This is a genomic window from Nocardia sp. NPDC005825 (assembly GCF_040630175.1).
Lineage (GTDB): Bacteria > Actinomycetota > Actinomycetes > Mycobacteriales > Mycobacteriaceae > Nocardia.
Genome location: NZ_JBEXXC010000003.1, coordinates 232,859 through 249,006, shown reverse-complemented (window position 1 = coordinate 249,006; position 16,148 = coordinate 232,859). Strand labels below are relative to the sequence as shown.

The 16,148-nt window shown below is 67.5% G+C and carries 13 protein-coding genes and 1 pseudogene; 6 read left to right on the top strand and 8 right to left on the bottom strand.

Annotated elements, in window-relative coordinates; all coding sequences use genetic code 11:
- Positions 1 to 729: 729 nt before the first annotated feature.
- Both ABZ382_RS09940 and ABZ382_RS09935 read left to right on the top strand, forming a co-directional pair.
- Positions 730 to 1,368: a hypothetical protein gene (locus tag ABZ382_RS09940; RefSeq protein ID WP_357086398.1), complete on the top strand. Its 639-nt coding sequence runs from the start codon at positions 730 to 732 to the stop codon at positions 1,366 to 1,368.
- A 100-nt stretch (positions 1,369 to 1,468) separates the two neighbouring features.
- On the top strand, positions 1,469 to 2,833 hold the full coding sequence (locus ABZ382_RS09935; RefSeq protein ID WP_357086396.1) for a cytochrome P450: 1,365 nt from the start codon (positions 1,469 to 1,471) through the stop codon (positions 2,831 to 2,833).
- Between the two features lie 64 nt (positions 2,834 to 2,897).
- Here the strand turns inward: ABZ382_RS09935 and ABZ382_RS09930 are convergent, their stop codons facing one another.
- The 3 genes from ABZ382_RS09930 to ABZ382_RS09920 form a co-directional block, all read right to left on the bottom strand.
- On the bottom strand, positions 2,898 to 4,322 hold the full coding sequence (locus ABZ382_RS09930) for a DUF1254 domain-containing protein (RefSeq protein WP_357086394.1): 1,425 nt from the start codon (positions 4,320 to 4,322) through the stop codon (positions 2,898 to 2,900).
- Positions 4,323 to 4,446: 124 nt separating this feature from the next.
- Positions 4,447 to 5,142, bottom strand: a complete 696-nt coding sequence (locus ABZ382_RS09925) for a TetR family transcriptional regulator (protein WP_357086392.1) — start codon at positions 5,140 to 5,142, stop codon at positions 4,447 to 4,449.
- Positions 5,143 to 6,387 carry an FAD-dependent monooxygenase gene (locus tag ABZ382_RS09920; protein ID WP_357086390.1) on the bottom strand — a complete coding sequence of 415 codons (1,245 nt, stop codon included), beginning with the start codon at positions 6,385 to 6,387 and terminating at the stop codon, positions 5,143 to 5,145.
- 138 nt (positions 6,388 to 6,525) lie between these two features.
- Here ABZ382_RS09920 and ABZ382_RS09915 point away from each other — a divergent pair.
- Positions 6,526 to 6,936 (top strand): annotated as a pseudogene (locus tag ABZ382_RS09915) (pyridoxamine 5'-phosphate oxidase family protein); the annotation flags it as partial.
- 116 nt (positions 6,937 to 7,052) lie between these two features.
- Here ABZ382_RS09915 and ABZ382_RS09910 read toward each other — a convergent pair.
- Positions 7,053 to 8,585, bottom strand: a complete 1,533-nt coding sequence (locus ABZ382_RS09910) for an MFS transporter (protein ID WP_357086388.1) — start codon at positions 8,583 to 8,585, stop codon at positions 7,053 to 7,055.
- 30 nt (positions 8,586 to 8,615) lie between these two features.
- A complete protein-coding gene (locus ABZ382_RS09905; RefSeq protein WP_357086386.1) occupies positions 8,616 to 9,422 on the bottom strand; it encodes an LLM class flavin-dependent oxidoreductase in 807 nt (268 codons plus the stop codon).
- Positions 9,423 to 9,696: 274 nt separating this feature from the next.
- Here ABZ382_RS09905 and ABZ382_RS09900 point away from each other — a divergent pair, with 274 nt between their 5' ends.
- On the top strand, positions 9,697 to 10,506 hold the full coding sequence (locus tag ABZ382_RS09900) for an SAM-dependent methyltransferase (RefSeq protein ID WP_357086384.1): 810 nt from the start codon (positions 9,697 to 9,699) through the stop codon (positions 10,504 to 10,506).
- 11 nt (positions 10,507 to 10,517) lie between these two features.
- Here the strand turns inward: ABZ382_RS09900 and ABZ382_RS09895 are convergent, their stop codons facing one another.
- Positions 10,518 to 11,006, bottom strand: a complete 489-nt coding sequence (locus ABZ382_RS09895; protein WP_357086382.1) for a DUF420 domain-containing protein — start codon at positions 11,004 to 11,006, stop codon at positions 10,518 to 10,520.
- Between the two features lie 187 nt (positions 11,007 to 11,193).
- Here ABZ382_RS09895 and ABZ382_RS09890 point away from each other — a divergent pair, with 187 nt between their 5' ends.
- Together ABZ382_RS09890 and ABZ382_RS09885 are read left to right on the top strand one after the other, a co-directional pair.
- Positions 11,194 to 12,564 (top strand): NAD(P)-binding domain-containing protein, encoded by a 1,371-nt coding sequence (locus tag ABZ382_RS09890; protein ID WP_357086380.1) that lies wholly within the window; start codon positions 11,194 to 11,196, stop codon positions 12,562 to 12,564.
- Complete coding sequence (locus ABZ382_RS09885) at positions 12,561 to 13,547, top strand: NAD-dependent epimerase/dehydratase family protein (RefSeq protein WP_357086379.1); 987 nt, start codon at positions 12,561 to 12,563, stop codon at positions 13,545 to 13,547. Before ABZ382_RS09890 ends, ABZ382_RS09885 begins: the two co-directional genes overlap by 4 nt.
- Before the next feature lie 41 nt (positions 13,548 to 13,588).
- Here the strand turns inward: ABZ382_RS09885 and ABZ382_RS09880 are convergent, their stop codons facing one another.
- Both ABZ382_RS09880 and ABZ382_RS09875 read right to left on the bottom strand, forming a co-directional pair.
- Positions 13,589 to 14,608: an AraC family transcriptional regulator gene (locus ABZ382_RS09880; protein WP_357086377.1), complete on the bottom strand. Its 1,020-nt coding sequence runs from the start codon at positions 14,606 to 14,608 to the stop codon at positions 13,589 to 13,591.
- Positions 14,609 to 14,721: 113 nt separating this feature from the next.
- Complete coding sequence (locus ABZ382_RS09875; protein WP_357086375.1) at positions 14,722 to 16,128, bottom strand: serine hydrolase domain-containing protein; 1,407 nt, start codon at positions 16,126 to 16,128, stop codon at positions 14,722 to 14,724.
- Between the last annotated feature and the right edge of the window lie 20 nt (positions 16,129 to 16,148).

The following is a 16,148-nucleotide window of genomic DNA, read 5'->3' as shown; positions in this document are numbered from 1 at the left end:
GCTCGGCCCGCGACGGCAGAACTACCCAAGACATACCTATCTTTGCCGCCCCGGCCCACCAAAGACGCTGGTCATGGACGGTCCGAGGGGTGCGCCTGTCCCAGTGGACGAGCAGACGGGTCCCCGCCGCCCCCGCAGATGCCGACTGGATCGTGCGCCGCCGACGGTCGAGAACGAACCGCGCGGAACTCAGAGTGACGCGAGCCTGCCGGTCGCGGCGGTCGCACGCCGGCCCGTCGTGTTCACTGCGTCGGCACCACCGACACCGAGCCGGAGCGCGAGTTCGCGAAGTACAGCGGCCGTCGGCGGACATGACGAGGCCTTCCTGCTCGACGCGGATCTGGTCGACGAGCTTCGCGGCGGCGGTATCCACGACCATGGTGGCGGCGGTCGCCTCCGAAGCGATGTAGGCGCGGGAGCCGTCGGCGGACAATGCGACGCCGGGCAGGCGGGAGTCGAAATCTATGCTGCCGGTGCCGGTTTCGGTGGAGTTCGACGAATTCCTCAGTGCCGCCGCCCAGGACGAACAGCTGTCTGCCGTCGGCCGAGAGTGCGACGGAGGTTGGGAGGCGCGGCATTCGCCGTCGCGGCAGGGTTGCTGAGCCGTCGATCAATTGTCCTGGCCGTCAATCGGTTTCACACCCGAGGTGCCGGTTGCCGGGTGTAGCGGATGGCTTGCGGTGCGGTAATCTCTCTGACCAGCTGAGTTCTCTAGATCGGAGCGGGTTGGTGAGTGCGGTGATGTCCCCGGTGCAGCAGGGGCAGCCTCGGTCCAAGCGGGTGTGGATCGTCGGGGCGGTGGTGCTGGCAGTGGCGATCGCGGGCGGCGCTGTGTACCTGCTCGACTCCGGCTCTTCCGACGAGGCGGCCGCGGGGCCGACGTACCACGACACGAGCGACGAGTGCACGCTGGTGTCCGCCGCGCTGCTGAGCCGGTACACCCCGGGGGCGCAGTGCAAGCGCACCCCGACGATGACGCTCAACCCCGACGAGGTCACCCACACGCCGAGTTGGACCACGGTCGATTCGGTGACTCATCCGGTCAGCATCCAGGTGGTCCTGCGCATGGCCGCCGGCTCGCCGACGATGTACAGCCGCGCCCAGAGCTCGCTGTCCGATGTGTATCAGCCGCAGCTCAACGAGTCGAAGTCGGTCGAGATCACCCCTGCCGAGCTCGGGTCGAAGGTGCAGTCGGCCGTCATGGTCAGCGGTAGTCCGAAGGCGATTCCGGGCCGTTCCGACGCGCGCCTCATCCTGCGGTCGGGCAATGCCGTCGTGGATGTCGTCGTCAACGACTGGAACGGCGCGGCCGCCTCGGAGGCCGCGGCCAAGGCGATCGCGGCGGATGTCGTGGCCAATCTGCATTAAAACGCAGGAGTATTCGGCAAAATACGCCGAACGGCGGTGCGGACCCATTCCCTGCAGGTAACTTTCGACCTTGTCGGCAGTTACGCAGGAGGGGTTTGCCTTGCCCAGAACACAATTCGTCGCGGCGCCACCGACGGACAGCGAGCTCCGGCAGATCAGCGGACCGGCCACGAACTGGGTCGCACAGCTGCGGCGCCAGCGTCGCGACCCGCACGGGTCGGCCCGCGAGGACGAGAGCACCTACGGCCCGGTGCATGTGCTGAACATGTTCGGCAGCCGGTGGATCATCGCCGCCGGTCCCGATGCGGCACAGCAGGTCCTGATGAACCGGGACCGGGTGTTCGCCAACGGTCCCGCGTGGAAGCCGCTCAACGGGCCGTTCTTCGACCGCGGCTTGCTGATGCTCGATTTCGACGAGCACAAGGCGCACCGCGCGATCATGCAGCAGGCCTTCGGCCGCTCGGCGCTCAATTCCTACCTGGAAGCCCTGCACACCATCGTAGAACGCCACATCGCGGAGCTGCCGGAAGGCAGTGTGGCCGAGGGCAACCCGGTGCTCATGCACAAGCGTTTGGAGCAGCTGACCCTCGACGTGGCCCTCGAGGTCTTCATGGGTGCGCGCCTGCCCCGCGCGGAGGCCGACCGGATCAGCGGCGCCATCATGGCGCTCCTGCACGCCGGTGGCGCGATGGTGCGGATATCGCTGCCCGGTAGCCGCTGGCGGAAGGGCCTGCGCGCCCGCCGCACCCTGGAAGTGTTCCTCGCCGAACGGATCACGGCCGCCCGCGACCAGCAGGGCACCGACCTCCTGTCGATGCTGTGCCACGCCACCGGTGAGGACGGCGAACGCTTCACCGACGAGGACGTCGTCAACCACATGGTCTTCCTCCTGGCCGCCGCCCACGACACCACCACCGGCACCCTCGCCAATATCGTCTACAACCTGGCCAAGTACCCCGACTGGCAGAAACGCGCCCGCGTCCGCTCCCTCGACATGCCCCACGAACTCGGCTACGACGAACTCGCCGACCTCACCGAACTGGACTGGATCTTCAAGGAAACGACGCGCCTGTGCACGCCGATCCAGATCGAGCCCCGCGTAGCGGTCCAGGACACCGAGATCTGCGGCTACTTCGTGCCGGAAGGCTCGATGGTGGTCATCCCCGCCCTGGCCAACCACCACCGCCCCGAAATCTGGTCCCAACCAGAGGAATTCGATCCAGAACGGTTCAGCGACGACCGCGCCGAACACAAACGCCACCGCATGGCCTGGGCCCCCTTCGGCGGCGGCCCCCACAAATGCCTGGGCCAGCACTTCGCCGGCCTCGAAATCAAGATGGTCCTGCATCAACTGCTGCGCAGCTTCGAATGGAAAGTCCCGCAGGACTACATCATGCCCCTCGACATGAGCGCTACTCCCCGGCCCGAAGATTCACTGCCCGTGACTCTTCGACGACGGGGCTGACGCGTCCGAACTGGCGGCGGGGTGCCTGCCGGACTTCGGCAAGCACCCCGGCCGAAGGCGTTGACTATTCGGTCACGGTGACCGGCGGCATGGTGAATTGACCGGCCAGCACGGAGGATCCGGGGATGTAGGCGCGAGCGAACAGGATGAAGGCGTGGCCGGGACCCGGGCTGGGGAGCCAGTTCGGCTTCTTGTCGGCGGCAGGTTCGGTGGCTTGGACACGGATGTCGAAGCTGCCGTCGGGGTTGGTGACCATGCCGGGTGTGTTGTTCGAGATGTGGTAGCGGTTGATCGGGTTCTCGGTGAGGAACTGGCCGTTCTGCTGGACCTCGTAGAGGGTGACCGACCAGAACGCCTTGGACGGGATGCCGCCGGAGGGCAGGCGCAGGGTGTAGGCGCGGTCACCGGTCATGTAGTTGCCGGAGCTGTCGGTGAACGTGATCCAGTAGTTGGCTTCCTCGCGGCGCAGGCCGAGCATGCCCGTTCCGCTGCCCAATGAGCTGGCGCGCAAGGCGTAATCGCGTTGTTCGGTGGTGCCGAGCAGGGAACCCGGCGGGCTGTAGTCGACCCAGCCTTTGGCTTTGGCGGTCTGGGCGGCGTACTGGGCCATGTAGTTGCCCAGCGTGGGATACAGCTCCTGCCACGCCTGTTGGGTCGGCTTCGGGATCTTGTCGAAAGCGCAGTCGGCACCGCAGATTCCGACCTTGCGGAACTTCTTGATCAGGGAATCGTCGTAGTTCGGCGGCGGATTCAGTTCCAGCATCTGGTTGACCATGGCGAGGTAGTTCTCCGGGCCCGTGCCCGGCGCGACCCGGCGGACCGAGGCGCCGGCCGAATACCCCGGTGCCGGAGTAATGGTGAATCCGTCCTGGACGGCGTTGACCGCTGCCTGGTCGTCGGGCCCGGTGGTCTGAACACGCAGGTTGACGTAGACGTCGTTGGTCGACGAGCGCACCACCGAAACCCCGTCGGGCGCTTGACCGTTCCACTTGGGGCCGACCAGGAGGACCCGCTTCGCCGCGGTGCCGGTGGCCCGGGTGCCGCCGTAATAGAAGGTGTTGGAGTAGAAGTCGATGAGGGTCAGCGCGTAGTAGCGGCTGCCGGTGTCGGGTGTATCGAGGAAGACCGGTCCCGCGGCGAGATCGATCCACGCCGTCGAGTAGAGGGCGTCGACCAGCGGTGCGTTGGCCCACGTGTCGTTCGGGCCCGCCACCGACCGCGAGTGCGCGTAGTGGTTGAGCGTGGTGCTGGTGCGTCCGCCGGTGGTCTCGAGCGCGTTCCACCGCAGCTTCGACAGGAAATAGAGGGGGAACGCGTAGTCGTAGGCCTCACGGATGGTGGTTTCCCGATGCGGATCGGGACCCTTCGCGTCGGGTTCGTCGGCGCCGGCGGGCGCGGCGAGGGTCGCGAGCGTGGCGGTGGCGAGAGCGCCCGCCAAGCCGCGCGCGACCAGGGTGATGACGGCCCTGCGGCCTCGGATGATTCTCATGTGGACCACTCCTGAGAGGTTAAGTCGAGCGCCTTAAGGCATATGACTTAACTCGGGTGGTCGTCAATGACGGAACTGCTGTACGGGCCGCCGTCTTGACAGTCCGGTCGAGCAGGGGGTTCGGTTATTCGCCGCTGGCGGCGCCGATCAGGAAGGGCCACGGCCAATCGGGCTCGGGCGCCGTGCCGGGCAGCTCGGCGAGCAGCGCGACGGCGGCCTCGGAGACGGGCGCGGTGAGCATGCCGATGGTGGCGTCGACGATGTTCACGGTGAACAGGGCGCTTCGGGGACCGTCCGTGGGTCCGGCGTGCTCGAACCCGGCGAGGGCTCGGACGGCGAGCATCATGCTCAGCGACAGGCGGGTGCGCAGGATCGGCAGGGGAAGATGCGCGAGGCGATCCGCCAACGCCGCCAGCACGGCCCGCACGCTGCTGGTGACCGCGGGATCCGCACTGGCAAGGGTGTGGACCCACGGCGGAGTCGACACCTGGGCCAGGAATCGAAGGTAATAGCCGTCCGGTTGAGCAGCCTTCTCGGCCAGCGGCCGGATCAGCGCGTCGGTGAGTTCGCGGATGTCGGCCCGGTCCCCGAGAGCGTCGAGCAACTCCCAGCGCCGCCGATTCACCTCGCCGGTGTGCTGTTCGAACAACTCGCGAACCAGCTGTTCCCTACTGCCGAAATGGTATTGGGCGGCGGTCTTGTTGCGCTGACCCGCGGCGGCGGTCAGCTCCCGCAGGGAGACGGCGTCGATGCCGCGCTCGGCGAACATCCGCAATGCCGTATCGGCCAGGAGCTGCCGGGTAGAGGGGCCTTGGGACATTCAGCCATCGTAATGATCACCAGACCTGGCCGGCCCTGACGGGATCGACGCTTCGTAGTCCTCGATGGTCATGGAGTTGTAGAGACGGCCGGTCTTGCCGGCGAGCTGGAGGAGGGCTCGGCGGGGGCGGGTGGGGAGGGCTGAGATCAGGCGGGCTCCTTGGGTCAGGCCGGTGATGCCGAGGCGGGATGCGGGGATGAGGGTTTTCGCGGCGCTGAGGGCGGCTGCTCGGCCGCCCTGGATGTGGGGTGTCATCGCGCGTTCGTAGGCGGCGAAGGCGCGTTCGTGGTTGCCGTCGGCTCTGGCCAGTTCGCCCGCGAGGACGTAGGCGCCGACGACTGCGAGGGTGGTGCTGCCGCCCACGGCCGGGCCGGGACAGTAGCCCGCGTCGCCGACCAGCGTCACCCTCCCTCGGGACCAGGTGTGCAGGCGGAGTTGGGTGATCGAGTCGAAGTAGAAGGCCGGGGTGCTGTCGAGCTCGGTCAGCCAGTGGTCCACGTCCGGATGCATGTTCTGGAAGGCGTTGCGCAGCAGTTCTTTCTGCCGCGGCACATCGCGGTGGTGGTAGTCGAGTTCTTGGTCGCTGTGGAAGAGGAACAATGCCCGAGCCTCGCCGGAATGACGGGTGCCGTACATGCCTACGGTCCGGCCGACGCCGACGTGAATGAGCAGTTCACGCTCCAGCGCGGCGGCATCGCGCAGGGTCAGAACGCCGAGATAGGCTCCGATGAAGGTGCTGGAACCGGGTTGGTCACCGAAGGCGAGCCGCCGGACCGTGGAGTGCAGCCCGTCCGCGCCGACCACGAGATCGAACCGGCGCGGAGCCGCGTTCTCGAACCGAACCTCGCCGTCCGGCGAGAGCTCGATGATCGAGTCACCGAACAGGTACTCCACATCGTCACACGTTGCGTCGTAATAGATCTCGCTCAGATCATCCCGCATGATCTCGACATGCCGATCCGACGCGGCGCTGAAGATCTTGCCGAGGTCCACCCGAACCGCCCGAGACGACCCCTCCGGCCGCAACGTCAACCGCGCAGTCCCGGTAGCGCACCCCTCGATCCGATCCAGCACCCCCATCCGCTCCGAGATCTCCACCGCAGGCCGGAACAGATCCACCGCATGCCCCCCGGCCTTGCGCACCGTCGCCGCCCGCTCCACCACGGTCACCGAAAAACCATGCCTGTTCAGCCAATACGCCAACGCCGGCCCCGCGACGCCGGCCCCCGAGACAAGAATCCGCACGAAGCCCTCCTTGTGAACGAACCCCCACCATCCACCGCCCACCCACCCCGGATATAGGACAAATGTTCCCGCTCGGGAATCAACCCATCCTGTCTAACTGTTCAAATTATTATTGGCGGTTAGCAAGACCCATCTCGCATGGGCCTGTCGAGTGGGAGGTTGGGGATGACTGGGCATTATGCGCAGGTTGCGTTCACCGATGGGGTTCGGGCTCATCAGGCGGCGCATGGGAGTTTGCGGGGGTATGAGCGGATGGCGGCGGTGCCGGAGGTGGCGGATCGGCTGGGGGGGAACGAGGCTTGGTTCATCGGGGAGCGGGACAGTTTCTATCTGTCGACGGTGGGTGAGACGGGGTGGCCTTACATTCAGCATCGGGGTGGGGCTCGGGGGTTCTTGAAGGTGGTGGATTCGCGGACGGTGGGGTTCGCGGATTTTCGGGGGAACAAGCAGTACATCAGTCGGGGGAATCTCGATCATGACGATCGGGTGGCGTTGTTCCTGATGGATTACGCGGCCCGGACGCGGTTGAAGATCTTCGGGCGGGCGCGGGTGGTGGAGGCTACGGATCAGCCGGAACTTGTTGCCTCGCTGGCGGTTCCGGGGTATCGGGCGCAGGTGGAGCGGGCGGTGTTGATCGAGGTCGAGGCGTTCGACTGGAACTGCAGTCAGCACATTCCGGAGCTGTATCCGCGGGAGGAAGTGCTGGAGGCGGTGGCCGACCTGCGGGAGCGGATCGCCGATCTGGAGCGGGAGAACGCGGCCCTGCGGGCGACGGGGGTGAGCGCTTCGGACGACACCGAACCGGCCACCGCCGCCGGGCGACGCAACACGGTGACGGTGACGATCAAAGCCGCCAGCAGCAGGCCCGCCGCCACGGTGAAGGCGAGTCGATACCCGGCGGTGAGCGCCGCGGCCTCGGAAACCCCTGCGGTGAGCTGACTTCCGGTGCGTGAGGCGGCGAGCGTGGTCAGCAGCGCGACGCCGATCGCCATCCCGATCTGCTGGGTCGTATTGAACAGTCCCGACGCCAGCCCGGCGTCGCTGGGCTCGGCGTCGGACATGCCCAGTCCGGTCAGGGCGGGCAGTACCAGGCCGCCGCCGGCGATCAGCACCATCATGGGCAGCAGGTCGACGGTGTAGTCGGCGTGCACGGGCAGGCGGGTCAGCCAGGCCATGCCGGTCAGCAGCAACAACAGTCCGGCGACGAGCACGGTGCGCGCACCGAGGCGCGTGATGAGCGGGGCGGACACGAACAATGACACCCCGCCGATGGCCACCGCGGCGGGCAGCATCGCCAACCCGGTTCGCAGCGCGTTGTAACCGAGCACCTGCTGCATGTAGAGCGCCACGATGACCTGGAAGGCGAACATCGCCGCCAGGGTCAGCATCTGCACCGCGTTCGCGCCGGAGACATTGCGGGAACGGAAGATCCGCAGTGGCAACAGCGGTGCGGGGGCCGTGGCCTGCCGAACCAGGAAGCCCGCCAGCAGCAGCGCCGACACCAGGGCGAGGGTGAGCGTCCGCGTCGCCAGCCAGCCGTGCTCGGCGATCCCGACGACGGTGTAGATCCCCAGCATCAGCCCCGACGTCACCAGCACTGCGCCGAGGACGTCCACGCCCGCACCGAATCCGATCCCGCGATCGGCCGGCACCACCCGCAGGGCCAGCACGACGGTCGCCAACCCGATGGGCGCGTTGATCAGGAAGATCCAATGCCAGTTCAGCGCGTCGGTGAGCACCCCGCCGAGCACCTGCCCGACCGAGGCGCCGGCCGCGCCGGTGAAGCTGAAGACGCCGATGGCCTTGGCGCGCTCGGCATTCCCGGTGAAGTGGGTGATCAGGATGCCGAGCACCACCGACGCGGCGAGCGCACTGCCGACGCCCTGAAGAAACCGCGCCGCTATCAGCACTTCCCGTCCGGTGGCCGCGCCGGCGAGAACCGAGGCCGCGGTGAAGACGACGTTCCCGGCGATGAACATGGTCCGGCGTCCGATCAGATCCCCGAACCGCCCGGCGAGCAGCAGGAGTCCGCCGAAGGCGATGAGATAGGCATTGACCGTCCAGCTCAGTTCGGACGGGCCGAAGCCGAGATCTCGTTGGATCGAGGGCATGGCGACGGTCACGATGCTGCCGTCGAGGATAGTCATGAGCATCGACGCCGACAGAGTGGCGAGGATGAGGCGCTGCGAAACCGACATGGGTCTGTCCTGTGATCGAGAGTGGCGGGTCTACTGCGCGGCGCGCACGTCGGCGGCGAAGGCGTAGTCGCTCCGCCAATCCGGGCCGGTCGGAGCCAGCACGACCCGCTCGACACCGGCGGCTTCGTAGGCGACCAATTCGTCCGCGGCCCGGCGGGGATCCGTCGAGAGCGCCGGCGCGACGACCGTCACGGCGGGGGTCAACCGCCCATGCTGCGCAGCGAGGTCCTTCAACTCGGTCAGCAAGCCGGGAAGATCGTCGAGACCAGGATTGATCGGCATCCAGGCATCCCCATAGGTGGCGGCCCGGCGTCGAGCCCGAGAGCTATTGCCCGCGACCAGAATCGGCGGCACCGACGCGCCTGGCGCCAATGCGACCTCGAGGCCCTCGTCGAGCGCCGTCCGGGCACCACTGATCAACCCCGGCAGCACGGCCAGCGCCCGATCGGTGCGAACTCCCCGCTCCGCGAACGGCACACCCGCCGCTCGCCACCCGATATCCCCGTGCGCGGGATTGCCGGTCCCGATTCCCAGGAGCAGCCGCCCTTCCGATACCTGCTGCAACGTCCCGATCTCCTTGGCCGCCCACGCGACCGGCCGCATCGCCACCAGCATGGCCCCGAACCCGATCCGGATCCGATCGGTCACCGCCGCCGCCGTGCTGAGCGCGACGGTGCTGTCGAGCATCGGCTGACTGGCGACGAGGTGATCTGTGGCCCACAGGGATTCGAGGTCGGCGGCCTCAGCCACTCGCGCGCTCTCCCGAACCTCTCGCGGCCCCGACCCCGTGCTGTGCGTCCCCGACGTGGGCAGAAATACACCGATCCGAATAGCCACCGAAGGCCTCCACTTTCCTCGAGCGTTTGGTACGCGACCAACGCTATGGCACTCCCGCGAGCGTTCCAATGCGCGATTCACTCAGATCTATATCCGAAGCGCGCATCTCCCGCCCCGTGGTCGAGGGTGGCCGGGAAGCGGGATGTCCTTGCCGGCGGGGTGTTTCGCGTGGGTTCCGAGGTTCGGGGTATTGCCCGATCCGGGGGTGGGGATCAGGGCGCTGCGGTATACAGGCGGGGGACGGGTTTTCGGATACGGGTCGTAGGGGGCCGTTGTGGCGGGTTCGCGTGAGCTACGTACTGATGTGCCGCATTCTGCTCGGATGTACGACTACTTCCTCGGGGGGAAGGACAATTACGAGGCGGATCGGGATGCGGGGGACAAGGCGCTGGCGGAGTTCCCGGCTGTTCGGGTGACCGCGCAGACCAATCGGGAGTTCATGCGGACCGCTACCCGGTATCTGGCGGGGCAGGGGGTTCGGCAGTTCCTGGATATCGGGACGGGGATACCCACCGAGCCGAATTTGCACCAGGTGGCGCAAGGGTTGGCGCCCGAGTCGAGGGTCGTTTACGTCGATAATGATCCGATGGTGTTCTCGCACGCGCGAGCATTGTTGGTGAGCGCGGAGGAAGGGCGGACGGCGTTCGTCCTGGCCGACGCGGGGAAACCGGAGGAGATTCTCCAGGCTCCGGAACTGCTCGAGACGCTGGATCTTTCGCAGCCGGTCGCGGTGTCGCTGATGGCGGTGCTGCATTTCGTGCCGGGGGATGTGCACGAGATCGTGCGGACCCTGATGGAGCCGCTGGCGAAGGGGTCGTATCTGGCGATCTCGCATGTCACGACCGATTTCGACGCCGGGCCCGACGATCCCGAGGGGATGGCCCGGCTGCTGCAGGTCTACATCGATCGCGGGATACCGGTGCAGCCGCGCACCCGGGACGCGGTCGAGCGACTGTTCGACGGGTTGGAACTGGTCGAGCCGGGGGTGGAGATGATCCACCGGTGGCGCAACCCCGACGAGGAATTCCCGCCGGGCCACGACAAGAACGTGTCGCTGTACGGGGCTGTCGGCAAGAAGGTCTGAGCCGCACCGGGTTACGCGACGAAGGCCAGGCCGTAGAAGATCCAGCTGGTCACGGCGGTCAGCGTCATGCCGATGGCCGCGATCGGCGCCCAGCGGCGATGCCAGGCGCTGTGCGCGCCGGGGTGCGGCGGCGAATCGAAGTTGCGGGCCGCGCGGATGATCACCACGGGCCACAGGACGACCGAGAAGACCGCGCAGGCCAGGTGAATGGCCAGGGCGGTCCACACCACGGTGGAGGCCGTGCCGCCGACGATGCCCGCGGCCCGCTCCTGCCAGCCGTTGAAGCGGACATCCATCTCGAAGAGCACCACGGCGGCGAGCAGGCCCACCGCCAGCAGGATCTGAACTCCCTTGTGCAGGCCGAACTTTCGATTGACCCGGGCCTGGTAGACGCTCCACGCCAGTACGGCGACCACGATCGCCATGACCAGCACCATGGTGTCCATCGCCCACGACGCTCTCGTGCCGAGGAAACCGTCGACTCCGGGGAAGTTGTTCATCGTCGGTGCCTTCACCTCTCTGCGGGGAGAAACTTACCGACGGTGCGTCGGGAAGATCCGCGAACCGCGAGCGTAGCAGCGCGCCCGGCATGTCCGGTTATCCCCCCTTTCCAGCCGCATCACCCCTCGTCAGCAGGGGCCCGGCGGCTGTTTGATGCCGTTATCGTCACCGTCGAACGGAGGGTTCATGTCCGGAACACCAGCGGCCCAGGGGCCGGGTCGGGTTTGCATCATCGGCGCCGGGCCGGCGGGATTGTCCGCGGCTCGGGCGTTGAAACGTCTCGGGATTCCCTACGACCAGTTCGAGCGGCATTCCGATGTCGGCGGCATCTGGGACCTCGACAACCCGGGCACGCCGATGTACGAGTCCGCGCATTTCATCTCGTCGCGAAAGACGTCGGGATTCTTCGACTTTCCGATGCCCGACAACTACCCGGACTATCCGGGTAACCGGCAGATCCTGGAGTACACGCGCTCCTTCGCCGCCGCCTATGGGCTGCGCGAGGCGATCCGATTCGATTGCGCCGTAGTCGATGTCCGCAAAGACGGTCTCGAATGGCTGGTCACGCTGGATGACGGCACCGAGCGCCGGTACGCCGCGGTCATCTGCGCGACCGGCGTGACCTGGCAGCCGCGCTCGCCCGAGCATCGGGGCTCGTTCGACGGCGAGATCCGGCACTCCTCGACCTACCGCAGTCCCCTCGAATTCCGCGGGCGGCGGGTCATGATCGTCGGACTGGGCAACTCCGGCGCCGATATCGCCTGCGACGCCGCGGCGAACGCCGAGGCCGCCTTCGTCAGCATCCGGCGCGGCTATCACGTCATCCCGAAACATATCTTCGGTATCCCCAGCGACGAAATCGCCAATAGCGGACCGCAATTGCCGTTGTGGCTGGAACGCCCGTTCTTCCAGGCGCTGCTGCGGCTGCTCCAGGGGAATCTCACGAAGTACGGCCTGCCGAAACCGGATCACAAACTGTTCGAGTCGCATCCGCTGCTCAACAGTCAGCTGATCCACTACCTCCAGCACGGTGATGTCGCGATCCGCCCCGATGTCGCGAAGCTGGAAGGCTCCCGGGTCCGGTTCACCGACGGCAGTCGCGAGGAGGTCGACCTGATCCTCCACGCGACCGGATACGACTGGTCGATTCCCTACGCGGAGAAGTACTTCGACTGGACCGAGGGCCGGCCCGACCTGTACCTGTCGGTGTTCAATCGCGAACACCGCAACCTGTTCGGCCTCGGCTATCTCGAGATCAATTCCAGCGCGTACACGCTGTTCGACCACATCAGCAATGTCGTCGCCCAGTATCTGCACGACCAGCAGCACAATCCCGCGCGGGCGGCCGCGTTCGAGGGACTCATCGCCGGCGATCGGCCGAAGCTCAACGGCGGCATCAAGTTCCTGGCCTCGGCCCGGCACCGCGCCTACGTCGACGCCCGCGCCTATCACGGCTATCTCGCGGTGCTGCGCAAGCGATTCGGCTGGAGCAACCTCACCGCGGGCCTGTTCGAACCGATCCGGGCCGAGCGGTCGGAGTCGGAGGCCCGGTCATGAGGTGCCTGGTCACCGGCGCGACCGGATTCGTGGGTGCGAATCTGGTCCGGGAACTGCTGAGCGCCGGTCACCAGGTGACCGCGTCCGGAATGCCAGGCTCGGAAACCCGCTGGCTCGCAGAGCTTCCCATCACCGTCCGCCTCGCCGACCTGACCGCGCCCGGCGCGGCCCGCAGTCTGGTCGACGGCCACGACTGGGTTTTCCACGTCGCGGGCGACACCTCCACCTGGTCCGGCCTGGCGGAACGGCGGCGGTTGGTCAATGCCGTGGTCCCGGCGCTGCTCGCGGATGCCGCACTCGAGTCCGGCGTGCAACGGTTCCTGCACACCAGCACCACCGATGTGCTGGGGTATCACCGCGACGGCCGACCCGTCACCGAGGACGGCGGCGACCAGCTGTTCACCGGTATCGGCTACCACTACGCCGACACCAAGCTCGCCGGTGAGATCGCCGTCCGCCACCGCATCGAACGCGGACTGGACGCGGTGATCGTGTACCCGGGCTTCATGATCGGCCCCTACGACTACACCCTGCAGATCGGCCGGGTCATCCGCGCGCTGCAACAGGGCCGCCGCTATCCGTGCCCGCCGGGCACCACATCCTGGTGCGATGTGCGGGCGGTCGCGCGCGGCATGATCGCCGCGCTCGAACACGACGGAACCCGCGGCAGCAGCTACGTTCTCGCCGGGCCGAACCACAGCTACCACGAGGTGTTCAGCCGCATGGCGGAACTGGTCGGGGCAGCGAAAAGGCCACTGCCGCTACCCGGTTCGCTCGTGCGCGCGGCAGGACTGTTCGGGGAACTGACCGCCATGGTCACCCGGACCGCTCCCGAGCTCGATCCCGGTCTGGCGCGCTACCTGTCCCTGCCGCAGGCGACCAGCAGTGCCCGCGCCATCGCCGAACTCGGCTACCACCCGGGCGATATCGACACAGCGATCCTCGACGCCGCCCGCTGGTACGAGGAACACCTGCCGCTGTGACGCTCAGCCGGTCCGGATCCCTTGTCCGGGATGCGGACCGGCTACGCGAGCGTGCGGCGCGCCACGCTGGGCGCGGACCCGGTCCAGCGGATGTAGGCGCGGCGGAACTCACGGATATCGCTGTACCCGATCTGGTGCGCGATCGCCGAGATCGGCAGCCCCGAATCCTGGAGCAGAAAGGTGGCGCGGCGCTCCCGCACCCGATCCCGGACCGAGCTGAAACTCTCACCGGCGGTGGCGAGTTGGCGGCGCAGCGTGCGTTCGGTGACATGCAGTCGCGCGGCGACCTCGGCCATCGTCAGGGGATGCCGCAGATTCTGCTGAAGCAGGGTTTCGACGATCAGCACCACATCCGGTTCCCGCCGCCCGATATCGAGCAGGCGGCGGCAGGCGTCGACCGCGATCACCCGGGTCGGCTCACTGTGCGTGGCGAAGGGCAGGGCCAGGTCCGCGGCGGGGAAGACCGCCCGGTTGGCCTCGGCGGAGAACTCGACCGGGCAGCGGAAGAACCGCTCGTAGTGACCGGCGTACGGCGGCGGGCCATAGCTGAGCTCCACCCGGGTGGGGGACCAGTCCGAGCCGACCACGGACCGCACGAAAATAATGGTGCTGCACAGTATTTCCTCGCACAGGAAGCCCAGCAGCTGCGGTTCGGGCCAGCGTTCGTGCAGCCGCAGCGCCGCGTGGTGCTGGTCGCGCTCGAGTTCGATGTCCATCAGGCTGCCCGATGCCTGGTGCAGTTCCAGCCCGATCGACATCGCCTCGCCCACGGTGGCGGCCGAGCGCATGGCCACCCCGAGCATGCCCATCGACAGCAGGATGTCCCGCCCGCCCACCTGCATACCGAGCGGCCGCCCGGGCATATCCGCGATGGCGCGCCGCAGGATGGTGACGGCCTGCCGGAAGGACACCTTGATCGAGTCCGCGGTCAGCACATCCGGCGCGGTCAGGCCGGTCCCCGTGAACCACCGCCCGACGTCGCGGGCCTCCCGCGCGCCGATCTCGACCAGCCCGCTCAGGACCGATGGGGGGATCGTGGGCAGATCCAGCCTCGTGCTCACTCCGTCCGGACCTCGCACCGACGGACGCCAAACTCGGTCACACGTCCAATCTAAGTTCGCGAGATCGTTTACACCAGTGGACACCGGTCGCTACCCCTCGAACGCGGTGGGGCTCAACAGCCGCCGAGCCGGGCCAGCACCGCCCGGTACAGCGCGTGCCATTCGTCATTGCCCTGGCCTGCGAACTCCCCATCCGTACTCAGCTGGACAGTGTGCGCCAGCCGGACACCGGTCACACAGTCCGATGGGGCGACCGTGATGTACTGGCCCTGGAAGCCGTTGGCCTGGAAGCCATCCGGCGTCGCACCGCTCCACCACTGGAAGCCGTAGCCGCCGACGGTGGTGTCCCCGGCGTCGCTGGCCGGTTTCATACCGGTGGTGGCGGCGGTGACCCACCCCGGGGACACCACCTGACGGCCCTCGGGCGTGCGGCCGCCACTGCGCATGAGCTCACCGAGCCGCACGAAGTCGCGGGGCCGGGCGAACAGGGCTTCGGAGGCGATGGCCGCGCCGGTCCGGTCGGTCATGATGTCGCCCGGCGCTTCCATGCCCACGGGCTGCCACAACTGTTCGGAGAGAACCTGGTTGAACGGCTGGTGGTAGACGCTCTCCAGCATCCAGGCCAGCACCTGGGTGTCGGCGCTGCTGTAGTTGAAGGCGACGCCGGGCGCCCGGTCCGCCGGAAGCGACTTCAGGAACTCGTCTCGGGTCTTCCCCGACCCGCCGTCGGTGTAGTAGTCCAGGGACATCTCGATCCACTGCGTGACCTGGGTGTTCTGCGACAGCTCCGCGGTGTGCTCGTCCCATCGGATGCCCGATCGCATCTCCAGCAGGTTCCGGACGGTCGCGCCCTGCCAGGCGGTCCCGGTCAGCTCGGGGAGGTAGTGCTCGATCGGGTCGTCCAGTGAGGCGATCAGATGCTGGTCGACGGCGATGCCGACCAGGGTCGAGACGAAGGATTTGGTGGTCGACCACGCCTGATGCGCGGTGTCATCGGACCAGCCATTGGCGAAGTACTGGGCGACCAGGGACCCCCGGTGCGCGAATTCGACAGCGTCGGTGCCGGAGTCGTTCAGGAAGTCGGCGACCGTCTTGGTGCCGCCCGCCCATTCGTAGGTCACGCCGAGCAGATCGACGGGTGCCTGCGGCAGCGCGGCGGCGGCCCCGGCCGCGATCGGCGCGTGCGGCAGGGCCACATCCGGTTTGACCACATCGATCGGGATCGGCAGCAGCACCTTGTTGTTGACGAGGATCTCGCGCACGTAGTTGGACCAGAATTCGGGCGACGACAGGCTCGCGGCGCTGCCCGCGATCACGTCCCGCAAGGGCGGCACCCCGAGCAACCGGCCACCCTGGATCGCCGCCAAGAGATCGGTCGCGTCGGCAATCGGCCGCGGCCCGGGATCGGCCGTCGCGGCCGGGAACGGCCCGCCCAGCGCGAGCACGGTGGTCGTGGCCGTGATCGCGCCGAACCGAATCAAACGACCGCGATTGCCGTGGCGGCGAACTGATCTGAGCATGCGGGTGGGGAACTCCTCTG